The organism is Kordiimonas gwangyangensis DSM 19435 = JCM 12864, assembly GCF_000375545.1.
Classification (GTDB): Bacteria; Pseudomonadota; Alphaproteobacteria; order Sphingomonadales; family Kordiimonadaceae; genus Kordiimonas; species Kordiimonas gwangyangensis.
Genome location: NZ_AQXF01000006.1, coordinates 1 through 19,247 on the forward strand (window position 1 = coordinate 1; position 19,247 = coordinate 19,247).

The window sequence follows — 19,247 nt, forward strand, 5'->3', positions numbered from 1 at the left end:
ACGACGTCGCCACCAACGACGTCGCCGCCAACCACATCTCCACCGACGACGTCGCCACCAACGACTTCGCCGCCAACTACATCTCCGCCGACGACGTCGCCACCAACGACTTCGCCGCCGACCACACCTGCGCCTACTCCGCCGCCAACTACGCCGGAGCCGCCGCCGCCATCGACGCCGTCGACACCGGACCCCGATCCGGCAGAATGGCGCTTTGTGGCCGAAGCAGGCACCTATGACACGCTCATGTTGGGTGACGAGTTTACCCTGGATGGCTGTGGGTCAACGTTTGAGGCTCAGCTCTATTGTGAGCTGACAGACCTTGAAGAATTTGACCTTGTCTGGATGCTGGGCGACACGCAGATCGGCATGGGCAGAAGCCTTGACCTGACTGCAGGACTTGGTCTCTTTGACCATACCGGTGAATATACTGTGACGCTTCGGTGGCTTTATAACGGCCGCCTGTTGAGTGACAGTGATGTCATCACGGTGCCCACAGGCATCAACAACAACTGGTATTCGCCGGGTGACCTGATCTTCACGAGCCTTGATACGGCGATTATTCGTATCATCTCGGTACCGGTGCCGGAGCCTGCAGGCTTCCTCCTCCTCGCCCCCGGCCTCATTTATGTGGCGCGGCGCGAGAAGAAAAAGAAGCAGGAACGAGAAGCGCGGAAGAAGGAATAACCTTCACTGCCTGAAACGAGAAAAGAGCCGCGATTGCGGCTCTTTTTGTTGATGCATACTGAGAGCAGCCAGCCCAAAACAGAAAAGCGCGACGGTAGCCCGCCGCGCTTTTTATTCCTGAACCACGACCTGACGAAAGTCAGCCGGTCGCAGCCTGATTACATGCCGTATTCGTCAACGCCGCTCGCGAGCAGGCGTGCAAGACCAAGCACTTTCTTGCGAATGCGCGGGTCTGCAATACGGTAGTAAGCTTCTACAAGCTCCTGGGTTTCCTGACGCTCGAACGCGTCGCCGTCCAGGCCTTCGCTTGCAGCATTATAGCCCGGAAGTTTGGTTTCCGCGCCTTCGAAGAAATAGGATACCGGCACATCCAGAGTGGTGGACATACGGAACAGGCGGCTTGAACCAATACGGTTCGTACCACGTTCGTATTTCTGGACTTGCTGGAAGGTAACACCCAGTTCTGCACCCAACTGGGTTTGGGAAAGACCGAGCATCTTGCGGCGTGCGCGTACTCGTTGACCGACATGAACGTCAATCGGATCTGGACCTTTCGTCATTGTACTCTCTCTCTGGTGATTGGCTGGCCGCGTTTTTTTGGCGTAGCCGATTACTATCTCTAGTATAAAACACTGCAGGAACGGCTCGTGCTTCCGCCCTTGCTACTAGCTGTACATTCTCGACCCAATTTCCGTTCGGAACCTATAACTAGCCAAATATTCCACCAGATTGCAACATATAGTATTAACTTTTGCGACGAACCGATGCACTTAGCATGCGAGTTGGTTGAAACTGTGCTTTAAAGGCACCGTTTTGCGTTCAACCGAGCGATTTATCCACAAGTTCGCGTACATCGTCGCTTTCCACTTGTGCGCGTAAGCGTTCAAGCGCCGTTTTCATCAGCACTTGCCTGTCTTCACCCATCCGGCGCCAACGGCCAAGTGGCGCCACAAGGCGCGCAGCCGTTTGCGGGTTGATCTTGTCCACCCGCGCGATGGTATCGGCAAGCAGGCGGTAACCAGAGCCGTCCGCCTCATGGAAGCGCGCCTGATTGAGCATGGAGAAGCTGGTCACAAGCGAACGGAGCCGGTTGGGGTTCGCCAGCTTGAACGCCGGGTGCTGCATCAGCTCAAGCACCCGGGCAACCGCATCCTTGCGGGTGCTTTGGCCCTGCACGGCAAACCATTTGTCGATCACAAGGTCATCGTGCTGCCACTCGGTGTAGAATGCCTCAAGCACGGCTTCGCGGTCCGCCATGTCGCTGCTCGCGATCATTGCAAGCGCCGCAATGCGGTCGGTCATATTGTCGGCACCGTCCAGATGCGCACGCAGCACATCATCGGCGCCCGGCAACTGGCTGATGTAACGCAGCAGCGCGTTTCTCAGCCGCCGCTGAGCCTTGCTCTCCTGCTTGAGGTCATAACTGCCGGGTTTCAGGCTCATGTAAAGGCTTGTAAGCGCTTCACTATTTGCCTTCGCAAGCCCCGCAAGCAGTGCCTCGCGCGCGTCAAATATCTTGCTCGGCTCCAGCACATCCATGCGCTGGCCGATCGCGATTTCAGACGGCAAGGTCAGCAGTTCGGCAAGCAGAGCCCGATCGGTCACCGTATCCTTCAGCAAATGACTGAATGTGGTGCTGATCTCAGAAGGCACATCTTTCACATTTGCCTTGCCCGCCACGCAGGCGAGCAGGAAATCACCGTACATATATTGCGCCGCTTCCCAGCGCGCAAAAGCGTCCCGGTCGTGTTTGACGAGGAACGCAAGCTCAGTCGGCGACAGGTCATGATCAAGGCTGACGGGTGCCGTGAAGGCGCGCAGCAGGCTTGGGACTGCGCCATCTGGCACGTCGCGGAAGCGGTAAGCCTGGTGGGCTGCCGTCAGCTCAAGCAGGCAACCGTCTTCGGTCCAGACGCCCTCACCCTCTAGCGCGGGCTGAATTTCATTGCCGTCCGCGTCAAGCCAGCCAACGAGAACCGGCATATGCAGTGGCTTCTTCTCACCCTGCCCCGGCGTGGCTTTGGTTTGCTGCTCCAGCTTCAGGATAAGGTCAGTGCCGTCGCGCTCCCGCTTGATGGTGAGCGACGGCGTGCCGGCCTGCGAATACCACAGGCGGAAATGCTTGAGGTCAACACCGCTCGCATCTTCCATGGCGCAAACAAAATCTTCGCAGGTAACGGCCTGTCCGTCATGACGCTCGAAATAGAGGTCCATGCCGCGGCGGAAGGCATCGGCGCCGATAAGGCGGTGCATCATGCGGATCACTTCCGCGCCCTTGTTATAAACTGTCGCCGTATAGAAGTTATTGATCTCGATATATTTTTCAGGCCGCACCGGGTGCGCGAGCGGGCCGCCGTCTTCCGGGAACTGGATCATGCGCAGCGTGCGTACATCATCAAGCCGCTTGACCGCGCGCGATGTCATGTCGCTCGAGAATTCCTGATCGCGGAATACGGTCAGCCCCTCCTTGAGGCTGAGCTGGAACCAGTCGCGGCAGGTAACCCGGTTGCCGGTCCAGTTGTGGAAATATTCGTGGCCGATGACCCCTTCAACATGGTCAAAGTCCGCGTCTGTGGCCGTGGCCGGGCTCGCCAGCACATATTTGGTGTTGAAAACGTTGAGGCCCTTGTTCTCCATCGCGCCCATGTTGAAATCAGACACGGCGACGATGTTATAGACATCAAGGTCATACTCTAAGCCAAAGACCTCCTCGTCCCACTTCATGGAGCGCTGGAGCGACGCCATCGCGTAATCGCATTTCGCGAGGTCAGCTTCAGCCGCATAGATGTTCAGGGTTACTTCCTTGCCTGACGCTGTTGTGAAGCTGTCCGTCAGACAGCCAAGTTTGCCTGCGACCATGGCGAACAGATAGGCGGGCTTGGGGTGTGGGTCATGCCATTCGGCAAAATGACGGCCACCCGCGAGATCACCCATGGCACCAGGGTTGCCGTTCGAGAGCAGAACCGGAAATTTCGCCTTGTCCGCCTCGATGCGCACATTATAGCGCGCAAGCACATCCGGCCGGTCAAGATAATAGGTAATGTGGCGGAAGCCTTCCGCCTCACACTGCGTGCAATAGTTACCGCCGGAGAAATAAAGCCCCTCAAGCCGGGTATTCTCCTTGGGCCGCAGCTCCGTCACCACGGTGAGCGTGAAGGCATCGGGCACTTCATGAATGCTCAGGCTTTCGCGGTTCAGCGTATAAGCATTGCCGCCAAGCTCAACCCCATTGAGCGCAACGCGCTTCAAGCTCATATAGGGACCGCCATCAAGCGTGAGTGACCTAACGTCACCCTCACGCTTGAAATTGCTTGTGGCCTCAACAACCGCGACCTCGTCCTCAAGACGGAAAACAAGGTCGATTGTCTCAATGGAGAAGGCTGGCGGCTGATAGTCCGCGAGCCTGATTTCCTGTTTGGGTGCGTTCGCTGAGGCCCTTGCGTCCACGATCAGCCCCTCCTGCGGCGGGATTTATTCTCGTCGATCGCATAATCAAGCGGCAGTGCGGTCGTGTATTTGATGCGCTCCATCGCGAAAGAGGAGCTCACATCCGTCAGCTGCACTTTCTTGATCAGCTTTTTGTAGAAGGTGTCGTAGGCAGCCATGTCCGGCACCACGACGCGCATGAGATAGTCGATCTCACCGCTCATGCGGTAAAGCTCAACCACTTCCGGGAATTCGCACACAAGGCGCGCAAATTCATCCAGCCAGTCGAAGTTATGCTCGTTGGTGCGGATCGCTACAAAAACGTCCAGCGGCACGTTGACCTTGTTGCGGTCAACCAGCGCCACGCGGCGGGTGATAAAACCTTCCTGCTCCAGAATCTGGATACGGCGCCAGCACGGCGTCGTCGACAGGCCAACGGCTTCTGCAATCTCGGCGGTGCTGAGTGTTGCGTCCTTCTGCAACAGGTTCAAAATCTTGCGGTCTATTTCGTCCATTTTATTATCCTTTTAAACAGCGTATCCCCATCTGTCTGCCTGCCGTATTAGCCTATTTTTCTAGGGAATGAACAGAAAAATAGCTCATCCGCCTATTAAGCGGGGCTAATGTGGACCGCTTCTGCTATTTGGGCTCCCGGCTGCGAAATAAAAGATGGTCGAGCGAAATTTTACCGCCGCCCAGCATCACCACCGGCAAAAGCGCAGCAAGCCACGCGGCGTGCTCGGTAAAGTGAGTGGGGTATACAAATATCTGGATCACGAGGGTCATGCCCACAAGCCCCAGGCCTGACAGGCGCGACAGGAGGCCGAGCATCAACAGAAGCGGCAGGAAAGTCTCTGCATAGACCGCGAGGGTGGCAGCAAGTTCCGGCGGCAAGAGAGGCAGGTCATATTCGTATTCGAATAGCGTAAGCGCGCTATCAGACGGCGTCAGGAAACCATCCGCAACTTTGGTGCGGCCACTAGCATAAAAGATATTCGCCACCCAAAGGCGCAGCCACAGTAGCATATAGTCCCGCATGGCAAACATGGTTGCCGCACGAATTAAAAGTGCGTTTAACCGACCTTGCAGTTCCTTCATCACTTGCCCCTTCCCTCAGGCCTTCCCGGCCAGGACCCCCATGTCCAGCATACGTGCGATGCCCGCGTCTTCCTTTGCCGCGCCAGCTTCAAGCGCGACGAGTAACGCTTTCTCAGCACTGTCCAGCGCCATTATACGCACTTCACCAAAGGCCAGCACCACCGCCGCACATTGCCCGCCAGCCTTGAGGTTCACAGCCTCTGGCGGAATTTGCCCCGTGCCTGCCATCCACAGGTTCAGGACCGGGTAGCGGCTGTCAATGACCCGCGCATTGGGTGACAAGCGAACAGGTCCCTCGTCCACCACGTGTTCGTTTGAGACCTGCAGCTCATGCACGGCCCATTCAAGGCGGACGATATCCGGCAGGTAAGGAGCTTGCGCGACCGGTGGAAAGCCATCCAGAAAGTCTGCGAACGTCGCGCCGTAGGCCGACAGCATTGGCGCGCCCGGCGGCTCGCTGGTGATAAATTTACCCGCAACACCTTTCATGAAGGCTTCGCCGACAAAAACCTGTGCGACGGGGAAAATAGCCAGAAGCGCGGATGTTAGCGTCTGCCTGAAATTGTTCTGATGCACGCGCATGCGCTGCGCGCTCGTGAGCTTGCCCGCGACCACAGCCTCAAGCAACGCCGTGTCCGGCTCGCCCCCCTTTACGATGGCGGCTTTCATACCAGCTTGAATGCGCGCGAGGTCAGACATGCGCTGCCTCCAGCGCATTCATAACGGCCTTGGCCTTCTCGGCTTCTGCCACGAGTATGCTCAGCGGCGGGATATCCGTATCCCATTCAACCAGCGTTGGCTTTGGCCCCACGCGTGTGATCAGGCGCTCATATAGCGCCCATACGTCAGGTGATACCGCACTGCCGTGGTCATCAATGCGAAGCTCGACACCGTCGATATTCTTGACCGCATGGCCTGCGAGGTGCACCTCGCCAATCAGCGATGCTGGCACCGCGTCGATATACTCCTCGGGCGAGGTTTCCATATTGCGCGCGGATACATAAACATTGTTCACGTCCATCAACAGGCCAGCGCCTGTGCGCTCAGCAAGCCGGACAAGGAACTCAAGTTCCGGTATCTCGCTTGATTTGAAGGAGAGATAACTGGACGGGTTTTCCACAAGGACGGAACGCCCGATGGCTTGCTGCAGCGTATCGATATTACGCACGACCACATCAAGGCTTTCCACTGTTAGCGGCAGTGGCAGCAAGTCATTGAGGTATGTGCCGCCGGAGACTGACCAAGCCAGATGTTCCGACACAATAGTAGGCCTGTAACGCTCGACCACTGCTTTAAAGCGGGCGACATGGGCCGGGTCAAGCCCCTCGGCCGAGCCCAGCGACATGCCTACTCCATGCACAGAAAGCGCATAATGCGCGCAAATTTCTTCAAGATAGCGGTGATGGGCACCGCCTTCGGTCATGTAATTCTCGGCATGGACTTCGAGGAAATCAACCGCCGGGCGGCTTGTCAGAATATCGCTGAAATGCTCGGTCTTGAGGCTGATGCCAGCCGGCCTGCCTGTGCCTTTCGGCTGCCAAAGATAGTCGACGCTCACAACACTTCCCTCTCACCCATAAAACTGGAGCAGCATAGCATTCCCCTGCCACACTGCTCCAGCCCAACTCGTTCGCTCGCTACTTAGCCGTCGTGGCTCAGGACTTTTTCGGCTCCATCGAACCGCCCGCGATGCGCTCGCACATGCCAGCAGGCACATACATCCACTCTTCCGGGTGCTGGTCCTCGCTGGCTTGACCGGCGCAGCTATGCGCGGAGGTTGCGCAGTCGTTCATGCCCTTGGCAACAACGCCGTAGCATTTCTCTTTCTTGCCTTTCTTGTCATCTGCGGACACAGCGCCAGACGCCATGGTCAGTGCAAATGCAAGTACGCTTGTGGTTGCGACAGCCGTTTTGGCAAATTGATTGATCTTCATGCTCTCATTCCCCTGTTATGTAATGAATGGGTTAATCGTAATGCGGCTTACTGGATTACCGCCCTTGCAAAATCATCATCGCCCAGCCGAGCCAATTTGGAAAATAATATCCCTGTCACGAGTTGGTGAGACAAACGCGAGCATGTTTTTCCAGCATTTGAGTGATATTTGCCCTGCACTATTCGGCGCGTATCAACGGCAAGGTAACCGGCACGTTACCGGCCAGAGCTTGAAAAGTCGCTACGGTAATCGCGCATGAAGGATTGCAGCTTCTCGACACTTGCGATCTGGCTGGCGATTGCCCCCAGTTCACGGCCCGAAAGTTCCTGATCGTTGGTCAACAGGTCAAAGGCCTGTGCGAAATCGCCGCCCCGCATTTGTGAACCATAGCGCCGACGCATCTCAATCAGCCCTGCACGATCTTCCATGAAGGTAAGCGCGATGGTGAGGCGGATCAGGTTCAGGCGCTCAAGCGGGCTCAGTGCCTCATTGCGGCGCCAACCGTCCCCAAGCAGGTCTTTCACGGTGTTGGAGAAGCGCGACCAGGCCTTGGAGCCCCAGAAGATATCAGCGCGCAGCTCATTGGCTTCTTGGCTGCGGTCGCCTTCAAGCAGCACCTCGGCCTCCTCATAGCGGCCAAGCTCAATCAGCGCGCGGGTTTCCACGTGGCGCCGCGTGGCATCAATATCCTCCGGCAGGCGCGGCTCCCGCGTGGCACGCATGATCTCAAGCGCCTTTTGCGGCTGCTCATTAAGGATATGGATTTTGGCGAGGTTGGCAGCAATCTGCGCTCGTGCCGCGCCTTCGGTGCGCACCCGCACCTGATATTCCAGCAGTTCGGCGGCGCGGTCCAACAGGTCAACTGACACCAGACGGTCCGCAAGGCGGCGGATCATCAGGTCACCTTCCGAGCCAAGCGGCGTGAGGTCACGGAATTTATAATAGAGGCTGATGGCGGCGATAGGCGAAAGCTCGTCAGCGCGGCCACTAAAGAACAGTTCGCGGAACATATTGGCGGACCGGGCCACCATCTGTTTCTCGCGCGCGAGCTCAGGGAAATAGGAAATACCCTGCCGCAACGCCTCAAGCCCCAGTTCATACTGCTTGGTATCAAAATAAAGGTCAGCCAGATCGTCCAGCAGTTCCGCTTCAAACCGTGCGCCGCGCCAAGCAAAGCGAAGGCGCTCAAGCTGGTCGATGGCATCCACTGCCGTCAGATCACCATTCTTGAGCCCCTGTTTGGTGCGGGCATAACGTGCGCGCGCTGAAATCCAGCGGTAGGGCGCGTCGGCCAGGTCATCAAACTGCGCAAGCGCCTGGTCCATCTGGCCCTGCATCGCGGCGATACGCGCGCTTTGGAACACTGATTCTGCCAACTGCTCATCATTGAGATTAAGGCCGTTCAACAGATCCAGTTCACGGATCGCAAGCTCGATACGGTCAAGCTCAAGCGCCGAGCGCACGACGGCAAGCTGGATTTCCGCACGGTCATAGTCGTCATAGGTGCCCATGACATCCTTGCCGCGGCGGTAGTGCTCAAGCGCGGCGTCATACTGGCCGCGCGCTTCGGCCACAAGGCCGCGCCACAGTTCCGCGTCCTGCTCCGCCTCAAGGCCACGGGTCGCAAGATCAACAGCCGCTTGTTCAAGCCGCCCCTGTTTGAAATTCGCAATACCGCGGATGGCGAGATATTCGCTGTTTTGCGCCAGCAGCGGATCTTCCGCCATCATGCGTTCCAGCACGCCAAGGGCTTCGGCTGCACGGCTGTGTGCCAGATAGAAGCGCGCCAGCTTCCAGCGCGCCGCGTTCCGGTCATCCATCGGCTGGAGCGAAAGCTCATACAGCAAGATCGATTTATTCTTGCGGTATTCCCACTCGTTACCAATGCGCCACGCCGCAAAATCAACCAGCCGCTTGAAGTCGCTTTTGTTCGCGCGTGGGCCAGCGCCCGTATCACGCGACAGATTGGTAGCCGACAGCATGTTGTTGCCGGTGGTGCGGATAGCGATACCGTCGGTGAAGCGTTCCACATCGACAAAGTCGGACTTGGGCATCACGACGACACCCTGTGCGGTCTCCAGAAGTTGCGACGACGCATAGCTATATTCCTGCGCCATACCACGGCCTTCGCCAATCATCGGCAGCACAACGAGGAAATCGCCAATGGCCGGGTCCTCGACCTCGATCTTACGGCCAATGTCGGTTGCGGGCACAAAAATCTGCTGGCCCTGCACACCTTCAGCCTGCCGGGACGGTTCAAGCGGGAAACGTGGCTTGGCGGGTGTATGCTTGAGGCTGATGAGCCATGTGTTGCCGTCACGCTCAACAACAAAATACTGGCCCTGCACCACGTCAAACCGCAGCACAAGCGCATCCTTGTTGTCATGAACTTCCGCGGCGGTCAGGTATTTTTTGAGCATACCATCAGCTTCACGCAGTCCGCCGGGGTCGAGCTTGTACGGCCGGTCAAAAATGACCCACAGTACACCGCTGCGCTCAAACACGGCGGAGCCCACTTCTTCATCCCACGGGAATTGAAGCTGCAGACCATCCTCAACCTCAAGCGGGAGGACGGGCACAACTTTATCTTCAGCCGTAAACGCGGTCACACCGCGTATCTCGATACCTGTCTGGGGTTCGCGCACAGGCGGCTGTGCCCCACTTGTCGGCAGAGTTGCTGTCTCGTCCCCCACGCCAGCCGGGTTACCGGAAGGCGGTGTGGCCGCGTCATCTGCTGCGGTCTGTTCGTCCTGCGGCTGTGCTGCTTCGTCGTCAACCGGCTGTGGTGCGGTCCCGCCGGGCGCGGCGATGCTGCTGTCTTCCTGGCTGCCCGATACGGTTTGCGGGCGCGCGGCATTCTGGGAATAGACATCGACGACCAAGAACTGGCCGGACCAGAAGTCCCGTGTGCGAGCGTCAGCCGGAATATCGAACTGTACTAGCGTGCGGGCGCCAAGCCTGCGGAAGCGCGGATTGGTTGCCTGCCTGAGCGGCGAGCCAGCGAGCGCACTGAAATTGAAGCGGAAATCCCCATCAAAGGTAATGAGAAGCTGGTTGCCCTGCGTGGCCACGGTATAATTTGTGCCCACAGGTACAGTGAACGCGAGCCGAGCGGCATTGGACTGCTGAGCACCCTGAACCGACACAAGGCGGCCCGTTTCATCCTGCGCATAGATGGCCGGTGCGGCACACAGAAGTGCCACGACAGAAACAGCCCCTAAACTCTTATGCCGCCTAGAAAATGTCATAGGTGCCTTGTTCGCGTTTTTCATTAATCAATACGATATCGATACGTTCCGCCCATTCATAGCGGCTTTTTACATTGTTGAAATGTTCAAGGCTTCTGAGGCGTGTATCGGCATAACCGAGAACGGTCATTGGTTGCTGGTAACCGGCGTTCGAAAGCGTGCCGGCAACAACCCGCGCGCGGGTCAGCGACAGCTCCCAATTGGAGCGGAAAAGCCCGGTCTTGACCGGCGCACCATTCGTATAGCCTGCCACTTGCACCTTGTTGCGCACCTGCACAAGTGCGCCTGCGAGCGCACGCAGCGCCCGGTTGGCGTCTGGCGCAAGTACCGCCAGCTTGGGCTCAAACAGCAGGCTGGCGGGCAGTGAAATCACCACAGTATCCTCAACCCGGTGGACCACCGCTTCCTGAAACAGCGGCACCTGCTTGAGCTGCCGGTCAAGCAGCGCTTCAAGGTAGGTGAGATTGAGCCCCGGAATGCTGCGTGTCATCAAGGACGGCGGCGTGTCATGCGGCAGGATCTCAACCATCGGGCGCTTGGGGTTGAACTCCTCGTTCATGGTGTGCACCACCGCTTTCCAGCTTTCATACTGCACCGTGTTCATGGAGAAGACGAGCACAAAGAAAGTGAGCACCAGCGACAGCAGGTCAGCGAAGGTGAGAATCCACGGCGCAGATGTATCATCTTTGCGGCGGCGTGCGGGCTGGGAGTGCGGCATTATTGCGGCCCCCCATTCAACGTTGCGGTCGTACCGTCCGCAGGCACATTGCGGAAGACCGCAAGGATCTTGCCTTCCTCGATACCCACAAAGCCGGTGATGAACGCGCCGTCCTGCACACCCTGCCCTTCAAGGTAACGCGCGAGCGACCCTGCGCGGCGTACAGCAACCTCTTGCGAGCGTGTCATGTCACGCGAGACCGGCGCGACACCTGAGCCAAACATCAGGGCCAGTTGCTGATGTCCTTCGCTGATGCCCTGCCTTTGCGCCTCAATAAGCTGGTCCAGGAAACCATGTTTATCAGGCCGCACATTAAACGAACCCGGGGAAAACAGATATTCCTCCGGAAACTCGACCTCGAACACGTTGCCGCCCCTATTGGTAAAACGGCCCTCGAGCTCGAACTCGGCATAAAACAGGTTTCGGATTTTCTGCAGGGACGCATCGTTCGATGGGTCATGGCTTGCCCGCGGGTCAAGATTGAAGCGCTTGTTGTCGGTCTTGCGGTCAAAGGTATTGTTCACGCTGTCCATGGCCATCACGGCGCGCGGGGCTTCCTGCTGTGACATGGCGGTCAGCACAATGAAAAAGGCAAGCAGGATCAGGTACAGTGCAACAAAAAGCCCAAGGGTGTTGTCACTGCCAAAGATGCGTTTTGTGCGTTCCTGCTCAATGAACATTGTGCCTGATTACCCCGCGAGCAGGCCGGTCAGTCAAAACTGGCGAGAATAGCGTCAATCTCTGCCTGACTGTTGCCTTCACCTTCGAGCTGCGGACCGTGCAGAAGATCGCTATCGTCTTTCGCGACACCTTCATCATCCACTTCGATCACCTCTTCCGGCGGCTCGATATAATCGTCACCGATCGCGTCTGCGAGGGCGTTGAGGCGTTCTTCCAAATGGCCAAGCGTGCGCATAACCTTGGTGATGCGCTGGCCGGTCAGATCCTGGAAGCTTGATGCCTGGAACAGCTCGGTCGAGACTTTCTCCAGCTTTTCAGCCATCTCGCCTTCCGCTTCTTCCGAGAGCATGCCCACGGTTTCAGCCGCGTCCATGATGGTCTCGGCGGCGTCTTCGGTAGATTTCACAATAGCGTCGAGCTGTTCACCCGCGTCCGGAATATCACGGTTCGAGAGCGATTTGGGCTGCATGCCCATAAGTTCGTTCTTGGCCGCCCCGATGTAGGACAGAAGTTCGCGCAGTTCGGTCGCGATCTTGTCAACCTCATCATCATGGGTCGTGCCCTTGACGAGACTGCCCACCACATGGGTGATATCGTCAATTGCTACATTGTCGCCCCGGTTCTGCCGAAGCGCTGCCGCTCTATCTTCCAGGCTTACTGCTGCTGCCTGTTTTGCCATTCCCGCTACTCCTCTGCCCCCAAAGGTAATTACACGCGGCCGCCTTGCGGCTGGCCCCAATCTTTTACCGGTTGTCCAGTTCCTCGACGCTCGGTGGCTGCGCCAGTGTCGCAAGCTCGGTCGTCAGGACGGATGCTTTCTCCGGTGTCATCTCCCCCATGAGTGCGGCCACCTTGGTCGGCTTCATCCGGGTCACAAGGTCAACCTGCGTCTGCAACGCCAGCGCTTCAAAGCGCGGGGCGGCATCTTTCGGCTTCATGGTCTCATAGACCTTCACAATACTTGCCAGCTTCTCGTCCTCGGCCTTCTCGAAGATGCGCAGATGCTCCTTGATGCGCGTCTCGAGCACCTGAAGCTGGGAAATCTTGTCGTTGATGCGTTTTTCTGTGCTCGCAAGCAGCTGTTCCTGCAGGTCGAGCTTGGTGGCGCGCGCCTCAAGCTCCTCCCGGCGTTCGCGAAGCTGGGTAATAAGTTCCATTTCTTCGTTGCTTGGCAGGCCAACCACAAGGGGTTGTGGGCTCGCGGCCATACGCTGGGCCTCGGCGTCCGTTGTGTCACCCGGTTGACGGGTAGCCTGCTCGGTCGCAGCGTTGTCGCCTGACGTATTTTCCTGGTCCTGCGCGAAGGCAGGGTCGGTCAGCAGGTTATAGCCGGTATAGAGGTCAATGCCCCGCAGCCCAAGCGCCACAAAGGACACAAGGATCAGAAGGGGGAAAATACGCACCCTGCTTAATATGCTGCCGTTCATCTCAACTGCCCTTCACTGGCGCTCTAGCACACATCAGCGTGCTTCCCTCAGCGCCGCAAGAATTTCCTGCTGCTGCTTGCTGCTGGCCTTCTCGGCCTTCGGCTGCGCAGCTTCACCGCGGTTTGCACTGGTCAAACCACGTTCAATCCGGTCTGCAAGATTGTTGCCAGCTTCGGTAATCATGCCCAGTTCATCCGCCAATGCACTGGCCTTCTGAACCCGCGCCTGCAGGATTTCTTCAATCTCCACCGCGGATTTTTTGAGGCCGGACACACTTGACTGCGCGTTCATGACCGCGCGGTTAAGCTCGTCCACCAGCTCACGAAGCTGGGCCTGCCCTTCACGGATGGTGCCAAGGCGCTTGTAGACGATGATCGAAACAATGATCGCCGTCACCAGCAGCACCGCCAGCACACCATCAACAATCATTCCTGAGACCAGATCCATATCGGTTCCTGTTTTCTAATCAATCGTCCGACGGCGCGAGCCGTTCGGCTGTATGCCGTACCTGCACCGCCATATGCTGGCCAGCGCGGCCAATGGCGCCGCTGACCATGGGGACATCACCGCATTTTAGCACAACTTCGTCGTTCGGGGTCTTGTTAAACATGATTGTTTGACCAACCTGAAGGTTCATCACCTCCCGAAGCGACATTGTGGTCTCGTCCATAATGGCATGAAGGTCCACATCGGCGCGCCAAAGCTCGGTCGCCAGGTGGGTTTCCCAGATGCTGTCACGGCCGAATTTCTCACCCATGAAGCGCTGCAGCAGAAGCTCCCGCACCGGCTCAAGCGTTGCATAGGGGAACAGCACCTCAAGGCGCCCACCGCGGTCTTCCATGTCGACGCGCAGTTTGATCAGGATCGCGGCGTTTGGCGGCCGGGCGATCGTGGCAAAGCGCGGGTTGGTCTCCAGCCGGTCAAAGGTGAAGTTCACCGGGCTCAGCGGCTCAAACGCGCCGCACATGTCCTTGAGCACCACCGAGATCATCCGCTCAACAAGCGTCTGCTCAATCGTGGTATAGGGCCGGCCCTCAATCCGCATGGCGGCGGTACCGCGGCGCCCCCCCAGAAGTACGTCCACGATGGAGTAGATCAGGCTACTGTCGATGGTCATCAGGCCATAGTTATCCCACTCTTCCGCGCGGAACACAGCCAGCATGGCCGGCAGCGGGATCGAGTTCAGATAGTCACCGAACCGCACCGACGTAATGTTATCGAGCGAGACCTCGATATTATCGGACGTGAAGTTCCGCAGGCTCGTGGACATCATCCGCACCATGCGGTCGAAGATGATATCCAGCATCGGCAGACGCTCATAGGACACCAGCGCGCTGTTGATAAGCGCGTGGATGCCAGTCATCTCACCGGCGTCACCGTCCCCGTCGAAGCCAAGCAGGCTGTCAATCTCATCCTGGTCGAGCACACGGCCGGGTGATGGCCCGCCGCCGTCGTCCTCTTCCTCGGCGCCGGCCATAGCCTCCCACTCGGCGGCCATGGCATCCTGGTCGGTGTCATCGTCGTCACCGCCACCACCGGCCATGGCTTCCCATTCCGCGGCTACGGCTTCGTCGTCAATTTCTTCATCGTCAGCCATAATCTCTGTCAGACCCCTGCGCGAACCTTAACCACCCTGCACCAGGAATTCCTGGAACAGCACATCCTTGACCCGTGTCGGCGCGACCGACTGGTTGATGCGCATCAGCAGTTCTTCCTTCAGGCGGAAGATGCCTGCAGCGCCGTCAAGGTCCTCGGGCCGTAGTTCACGCATGTAGACGTTAAATTCATCCAGAATACGCGGCAGCTTTGCATCAAGATCGGCTTTATAGCTTTCCCGGTCCACTTCAAGCTGGATTTGCACACGCAGGAAGCTGGACCCCTGCCCGCCCGTATTCAGGTTATATTGCTGCATCGGCAATTCGTAGAAGAGCGTCTTCAGCTTCTCAGCCGGCACATCTTCTTCAAGTTTCGCCTGCTCGCGCTTGGCGGCGGCATCTTCCGCCATCTGGTCAAGCGGATCTTCTTCATGTGCTTCGTCGCTACCGCCCATGAAAGACATGGCGCCAAGCACGGCCAGAAGGACAACAACGGCGCCAATAGCACCGATAACAACCTTCTTGCCGCTCAGCTTCTTGCGTTCAAGCCCTTCAACAAGTTCCGCTTCCCCAAGCGTATCGTCCATATTATCGGCCATGAAACTTCTGCAATCCTTTTGCCTGACGGGTCCTGCGCACGCACACGACCTCCTGCCCCTAATAATGGCATCAACTTTATCTTTATTTATACATAGTTAACAAGCCGTGAAGCCGTCGTAAAGAAATGAGAGCAGATAAAATCGCTTTAATTCGGTCAAATCTGCCGGGCCCGGCAAAAATGTCGACCTTTTCCGCCCCCTCGCGCCCCGGCACAAATCACCGAACCCTCCATAACCATTTGAAAATAATGGGAAAAATTTTTGGCACGCTTCCTGCTTATTGATGGGCAAACAAGTTGCGAAAAGCAGCGTCTGCAAAAGCAGGAGAAAAATTATGGATACCGCACTTTTTGTCGGGTTGGCACATAGAAGCGCACTGAAGCGGCGCATGGACGTGGTTGCACACAATATCGCAAACATGTCGACAACAGCTTTCAACAAAGAACGCGTGGTTTTCCGGCAGCACCTGATGGCTGCACCGGGCGCCGCAGCCACCACCGGTGGCAAGATTGCCTACGTTATGGATGCAGGCGTAAGCCGCAACACAGACACAGGCAACATGATTGCATCGAATAATCCTCTTGATGTCTTCATCAAGGGCCGGGGTTACCTCTCCGTCAAAGGAACTGACGGTCAGACGGTCTACACCCGCAACGGCCGCATGATGGTCGACAAGGATAGCGAACTGTCGCTGCTGTCGGGCGAAAAAGTGCTCGATGACGGTGGTCAGACCATCCAGTTCGACGAGGAAGACACCGAGATCCATATCGCAACGGACGGCACCATCAGCACCAACAATGGTGAAAAAGGCAAGATCGGCCTCGTTTCCTTCGCCAACGAGCAGGACATGAAGCGCCGCGGTTCCTCTCTCTATGAGACGAGCCAAGCCCCTGAGCCGCCAGAGAACATGACCGATGTTTCGCTTCGCGCGAAAGCTTTTGAAGGCTCGAACGTGAACGCCATCGAATCCATGGTCGAGATGATCGACGTGATGCGGGCTTATGAGCGCGCCTCCAAGAACTCATCTGGCTACGAAGATATGCGTAAGGACTCCCTCGACCGGCTTGCCCGCGTGCAATAACCGGCCTCCCCTGACGGGTACTTGAGGAAAGGATTAAGACGATGAAAGCACTTAGCACCGCAGCGACCGGTATGCTCGCTCAGCAACTGAATATCGAGGTCATCTCGAACAACATCGCCAACATGAACACGACTGGCTTCAAACGCCAGCGGGCGGAGTTCCAGGACCTTCTCTACCAGAACATCGAACGCGTTGGCGCCAACTCGTCAAACGCTGGCACCACGGTACCGAGCGGTATCCAGGTGGGTGTGGGTGTACGCGCCGCTGGCGTTTACCGCATCACTGACCAGGGCAGCCTCTCCAGCACCGGCAACCAGTATGACGTTGCGATCAACGGCCGCGGCTTCTTCAACATCCAGCTGCCGGATGGCCAGAACGCTTATACCCGCGCTGGTTCCTTCCAGGTTGACCAGGACGGCCGCCTTGTAACCCCTGAGGGTTTCCCGGTGCAGCCGGTGATCAACATCCCGCAGGACGCGATTGACGTTACGATCAACGAACAGGGTGAAGTTGCCGTCAAACAGGACGGCCAGACCAACCCGGCTGTGATCGGCACGCTTGACCTCGTGACCTTCCCCAACGAAGTGGGCTTAGAGGCTATTGGCGGCAATATGTACCTTGAAAGCCAGGCATCTGGAGCCCCGAACGTCAGCCAGGCTGGCCTGCCCGGTTTCGGCAAGATCGTTCAGGGTTACCTTGAAACCTCCAACGTGAACGCAGTTGGTGAAATCACCGCAATGATTTCTGCACAGCGCGCCTACGAGCTGAACTCCAAAGTCATCCAGACCTCGGACGAGATGCTCCAGGCTGCCAATAACCTGCGCTAATTAGGAGGCGGTAATGCTTAAGATCGGCAAAAAACAACGGCACGCAATCATCGCTGCCCTGCTGTGCGGGGCATGCTCCCCGGCAGCTTTTGCCGCTGACCTGCGCGAGAACCTGACGGTGATCGACCCGGTTATCAAACTCGGTGACCTGTTCACGGGTCTGGGTGCAGAAGCGGAAACCATCATTCTCGAGGCTCCGGCCCCGGGCAAGGCCACGCAACTGAGTTCCTACGAGCTTGATCGCATTGCCGAACAATACAGCCTGGATTGGGAGCGCCCGACCTACCTGAAGCGCGTCAGCGTTTTCCGCGAAGGCACGGCTTTCACCCTCGCTGACCTTGCAGACATTGCCCTGCGCCATGTGCAGGCAGAAGGTGTCAGCTCGAATGTCGAGATTGAAGTTTACGGTCGCCGTGACGGTCTCTTCATCCCGGCAGACGCCAGCGTGGACGATATCGAGTTCGAGAACTTCCGCCTCTCTGACCGGCAGGACCGCTTCACCGCTACGGTGGTGATCCCGACGGGCAGCAACCAGCCTGAACGCCTGAGCATCACCGGCCGCATCCAGGAAGTGCGCATGGTTCCGACCCTCGCCCGCATGGTGACGCCCGGTGAAGTGATCACCGAACGGGATATCGAGTGGACGAAACTGCCGGCGCGGCAAATCAACGCCCGCACCGTGATTTCCCCCAAGGAGCTCGTGGGCCAGTCGGCAAAACGTGCCCTGCAGCCGGGCCGTGCGCTCTACTCGAGCGACGTGATGCCGCCGGTAGTGGTGGAAAAAGGGACGATCGTGACCATGGTTCTTCAGGTGGGCAACCTGTCGCTGACCGCATCGGGCCGTGCGCTCGAGAACGGCGGTGACGGTGACACCATCCGGGTCATGAACATCAAATCAAAACAAACGGTAGACGCGAAGGTCCTGAACGCGGGCCAGGTCACCGTTACCAGCAACAGCCTTACGCTCGCCGCGATGTGAAGGAGGCAGCCATGTTTAAACAGATTGTGAAAAAATCCATCCTGCTCGGTGCTGTTATGTCGCTTGCCGCCTGTGGCGCAGCGGACCGCATCTCCAACATTGGCAAAGAGCCTGACCTCACGCCAATCAAGGACATCAAGGCGCCGGTGGCCCAGAAATCCATCAGCCTGCCGATGCCGCACAATGCGCCGGACAAATACCAGCCGAACTCGCTGTGGCGCACCGGTGCCCGCGCCTTCTTCAAGGACCAGCGCGCGAGCAACATCGGCGACATCCTGACGGTGAACATCAATATTTCCGACAGTGCACAGATCGGCAACTCGACCGCACGCTCCCGCACCACGGCGGAAAGCGCGGGCCTGCCGAACTTCCTCGGGCTTGAGCAGGCAATTCCTTACGCGCTTTTCAACCAGCGCGCAGCCGCAGCAGGTGCTGCAAACGGAAACGCCGCTGCCGCAAACGCCTTCGACCCCAGCACGATGGTTGGTGCAGACTCCGGCTCGTCATACGCTGGCACCGGCTCGGTTGACCGCTCTGAAGCGATCAACATGACTGTCGCCGCCATCGTCACCGAAGTGCTGCCGAACGGCAACCTCGTGATCCAGGGCCGCCAGGAAGTGCGTGTGAACTTTGAAAAACGCGAGTTGCTGCTCGCTGGTATCGTCCGCCCGGAAGATATCTCCAGCGGCAATACCATCTCGCACACCCAGATCGCCGAAGCCCGTATTTCCTACGGCGGCAAAGGCCAGATTACCGATGTGCAACAGCCACGTTATGGGACCCAGCTGTATGACATCATCTTCCCATTCTAATCGACTGAAACCAAGGAGGACTATGGAGAGAGACTAGGAGTAACTTTTACCGAAATAAAGCCAACTAGACAAAGGCCGGGCACATGTCCCGGCCTCTTTTTTTGCCTGTTAGGACTCCTAACGAATCGATTCGGA

The 19,247-nt window shown here is 57.7% G+C and carries 21 protein-coding genes; 6 read left to right on the top strand and 15 right to left on the bottom strand.

The features are described 5' to 3' along the window. On the top strand, window positions 1-239 hold a 239-nt coding region (locus tag B150_RS23325; RefSeq protein WP_040565515.1), incomplete at its 5' end, for a hypothetical protein. Continuing rightward, the gene (locus tag B150_RS0116180) at window positions 217-687 is read left to right on the top strand and encodes a hypothetical protein (protein ID WP_020400992.1); all 471 of its coding nucleotides are present in this window, start codon (window positions 217-219) and stop codon (window positions 685-687) included. The genes B150_RS23325 and B150_RS0116180, both read left to right, overlap by 23 nt. Window positions 688-845: 158 nt before the next feature. On the opposite strand, the gene B150_RS0116185 is transcribed toward B150_RS0116180, so the two are convergent. From B150_RS0116185 to B150_RS0116255, 15 genes are all read right to left on the bottom strand, one after another. After that, a complete protein-coding gene (locus tag B150_RS0116185) occupies window positions 846-1,247 on the bottom strand; it encodes a helix-turn-helix domain-containing protein (RefSeq protein ID WP_020400993.1) in 402 nt (133 codons plus the stop codon). A gap of 259 nt (window positions 1,248-1,506) precedes the next feature. Then, entirely contained in the window at window positions 1,507-4,134 is a 2,628-nt protein-coding gene (pepN, locus tag B150_RS0116190) for an aminopeptidase N (RefSeq protein ID WP_020400994.1), read from the bottom strand. 2 nt (window positions 4,135-4,136) lie between these two features. After that, the gene (locus B150_RS0116195) at window positions 4,137-4,628 is read right to left on the bottom strand and encodes an Lrp/AsnC family transcriptional regulator (protein ID WP_020400995.1); all 492 of its coding nucleotides are present in this window, start codon (window positions 4,626-4,628) and stop codon (window positions 4,137-4,139) included. 124 nt (window positions 4,629-4,752) lie between these two features. After that, on the bottom strand, window positions 4,753-5,211 hold the full coding sequence (locus B150_RS0116200) for a DoxX family protein (RefSeq protein ID WP_020400996.1): 459 nt from the start codon (window positions 5,209-5,211) through the stop codon (window positions 4,753-4,755). Window positions 5,212-5,226: 15 nt separating this feature from the next. Next, on the bottom strand, window positions 5,227-5,910 hold the full coding sequence (locus tag B150_RS0116205) for an HvfC/BufC N-terminal domain-containing protein (protein WP_020400997.1): 684 nt from the start codon (window positions 5,908-5,910) through the stop codon (window positions 5,227-5,229). After that, window positions 5,903-6,769: an MNIO family bufferin maturase gene (gene bufB / locus B150_RS21575; RefSeq protein WP_020400998.1), complete on the bottom strand. Its 867-nt coding sequence runs from the start codon at window positions 6,767-6,769 to the stop codon at window positions 5,903-5,905. The genes B150_RS0116205 and bufB overlap by 8 nt, the downstream gene beginning before the upstream one ends. A 97-nt stretch (window positions 6,770-6,866) precedes the next feature. After that, window positions 6,867-7,145 (bottom strand): BufA1 family periplasmic bufferin-type metallophore, encoded by a 279-nt coding sequence (locus B150_RS0116215; protein ID WP_020400999.1) that lies wholly within the window; start codon window positions 7,143-7,145, stop codon window positions 6,867-6,869. A gap of 215 nt (window positions 7,146-7,360) precedes the next feature. Then, window positions 7,361-10,348, bottom strand: a complete 2,988-nt coding sequence (locus B150_RS0116220; RefSeq protein ID WP_020401000.1) for a tetratricopeptide repeat protein — start codon at window positions 10,346-10,348, stop codon at window positions 7,361-7,363. A gap of 31 nt (window positions 10,349-10,379) precedes the next feature. Continuing rightward, window positions 10,380-11,111, bottom strand: a complete 732-nt coding sequence (locus B150_RS22665; protein ID WP_020401001.1) for an OmpA/MotB family protein — start codon at window positions 11,109-11,111, stop codon at window positions 10,380-10,382. Further along, window positions 11,111-11,791, bottom strand: coding sequence for a flagellar motor protein MotB (locus tag B150_RS0116230; protein ID WP_020401002.1), 681 nt, complete (start codon window positions 11,789-11,791; stop codon window positions 11,111-11,113). The genes B150_RS22665 and B150_RS0116230 overlap by 1 nt, the downstream gene beginning before the upstream one ends. A 29-nt stretch (window positions 11,792-11,820) precedes the next feature. Continuing rightward, a complete protein-coding gene (locus B150_RS0116235; protein ID WP_020401003.1) occupies window positions 11,821-12,471 on the bottom strand; it encodes a protein phosphatase CheZ in 651 nt (216 codons plus the stop codon). Window positions 12,472-12,535: 64 nt separating this feature from the next. After that, window positions 12,536-13,219 (bottom strand): MotE family protein, encoded by a 684-nt coding sequence (locus B150_RS0116240; RefSeq protein ID WP_020401004.1) that lies wholly within the window; start codon window positions 13,217-13,219, stop codon window positions 12,536-12,538. Between the two features lie 33 nt (window positions 13,220-13,252). Next, the gene (locus B150_RS0116245) at window positions 13,253-13,666 is read right to left on the bottom strand and encodes a DUF6468 domain-containing protein (RefSeq protein ID WP_155860109.1); all 414 of its coding nucleotides are present in this window, start codon (window positions 13,664-13,666) and stop codon (window positions 13,253-13,255) included. Between the two features lie 19 nt (window positions 13,667-13,685). Further along, a complete protein-coding gene (gene fliM, locus B150_RS0116250; protein ID WP_020401006.1) occupies window positions 13,686-14,816 on the bottom strand; it encodes a flagellar motor switch protein FliM in 1,131 nt (376 codons plus the stop codon). A 27-nt stretch (window positions 14,817-14,843) separates the two neighbouring features. Beyond that, window positions 14,844-15,413, bottom strand: coding sequence for a flagellar basal body-associated FliL family protein (locus tag B150_RS0116255; protein WP_020401007.1), 570 nt, complete (start codon window positions 15,411-15,413; stop codon window positions 14,844-14,846). A gap of 334 nt (window positions 15,414-15,747) precedes the next feature. On the opposite strand from B150_RS0116255, the gene B150_RS0116260 reads away from it, so the two are divergent. The 4 genes from B150_RS0116260 to flgH are packed head-to-tail and all read left to right on the top strand — an operon-like array spanning window position 15,748 to window position 19,112. Further along, window positions 15,748-16,494 (top strand): flagellar hook-basal body complex protein, encoded by a 747-nt coding sequence (locus B150_RS0116260; RefSeq protein WP_020401008.1) that lies wholly within the window; start codon window positions 15,748-15,750, stop codon window positions 16,492-16,494. A gap of 41 nt (window positions 16,495-16,535) precedes the next feature. Continuing rightward, complete coding sequence (gene flgG, locus B150_RS0116265; protein WP_020401009.1) at window positions 16,536-17,321, top strand: flagellar basal-body rod protein FlgG; 786 nt, start codon at window positions 16,536-16,538, stop codon at window positions 17,319-17,321. Between the two features lie 13 nt (window positions 17,322-17,334). Beyond that, window positions 17,335-18,300 carry a flagellar basal body P-ring formation chaperone FlgA gene (gene flgA, locus B150_RS0116270; protein WP_020401010.1) on the top strand — a complete coding sequence of 322 codons (966 nt, stop codon included), beginning with the start codon at window positions 17,335-17,337 and terminating at the stop codon, window positions 18,298-18,300. An 11-nt stretch (window positions 18,301-18,311) separates the two neighbouring features. After that, window positions 18,312-19,112, top strand: coding sequence for a flagellar basal body L-ring protein FlgH (gene flgH, locus B150_RS0116275; protein WP_020401011.1), 801 nt, complete (start codon window positions 18,312-18,314; stop codon window positions 19,110-19,112). The last annotated feature ends 135 nt before the right edge of the window (window positions 19,113-19,247 follow it).

Coding starts and splice junctions, on each gene's coding strand:
- B150_RS0116185 (WP_020400993.1), bottom strand. CDS start 1,247: ATGACGAAAGGTCCAGATCCGATTGACGTTCATGTCGGTCAACGAGTA.
- B150_RS0116195 (WP_020400995.1), bottom strand. CDS start 4,628: ATGGACGAAATAGACCGCAAGATTTTGAACCTGTTGCAGAAGGACGCA.
- B150_RS0116200 (WP_020400996.1), bottom strand. CDS start 5,211: ATGAAGGAACTGCAAGGTCGGTTAAACGCACTTTTAATTCGTGCGGCA.
- B150_RS0116205 (WP_020400997.1), bottom strand. CDS start 5,910: ATGTCTGACCTCGCGCGCATTCAAGCTGGTATGAAAGCCGCCATCGTA.
- B150_RS0116215 (WP_020400999.1), bottom strand. CDS start 7,145: ATGAAGATCAATCAATTTGCCAAAACGGCTGTCGCAACCACAAGCGTA.
- B150_RS22665 (WP_020401001.1), bottom strand. CDS start 11,111: ATGCCGCACTCCCAGCCCGCACGCCGCCGCAAAGATGATACATCTGCG.
- B150_RS0116230 (WP_020401002.1), bottom strand. CDS start 11,791: ATGTTCATTGAGCAGGAACGCACAAAACGCATCTTTGGCAGTGACAAC.
- B150_RS0116235 (WP_020401003.1), bottom strand. CDS start 12,471: ATGGCAAAACAGGCAGCAGCAGTAAGCCTGGAAGATAGAGCGGCAGCG.
- B150_RS0116240 (WP_020401004.1), bottom strand. CDS start 13,219: ATGAACGGCAGCATATTAAGCAGGGTGCGTATTTTCCCCCTTCTGATC.
- B150_RS0116245 (WP_155860109.1), bottom strand. CDS start 13,666: ATGGATCTGGTCTCAGGAATGATTGTTGATGGTGTGCTGGCGGTGCTG.
- fliM (WP_020401006.1), bottom strand. CDS start 14,816: ATGGCTGACGATGAAGAAATTGACGACGAAGCCGTAGCCGCGGAATGG.
- B150_RS0116255 (WP_020401007.1), bottom strand. CDS start 15,413: ATGGCCGATAATATGGACGATACGCTTGGGGAAGCGGAACTTGTTGAA.
- B150_RS0116260 (WP_020401008.1), top strand. CDS start 15,748: ATGGATACCGCACTTTTTGTCGGGTTGGCACATAGAAGCGCACTGAAG.
- flgG (WP_020401009.1), top strand. CDS start 16,536: ATGAAAGCACTTAGCACCGCAGCGACCGGTATGCTCGCTCAGCAACTG.
- flgA (WP_020401010.1), top strand. CDS start 17,335: ATGCTTAAGATCGGCAAAAAACAACGGCACGCAATCATCGCTGCCCTG.
- flgH (WP_020401011.1), top strand. CDS start 18,312: ATGTTTAAACAGATTGTGAAAAAATCCATCCTGCTCGGTGCTGTTATG.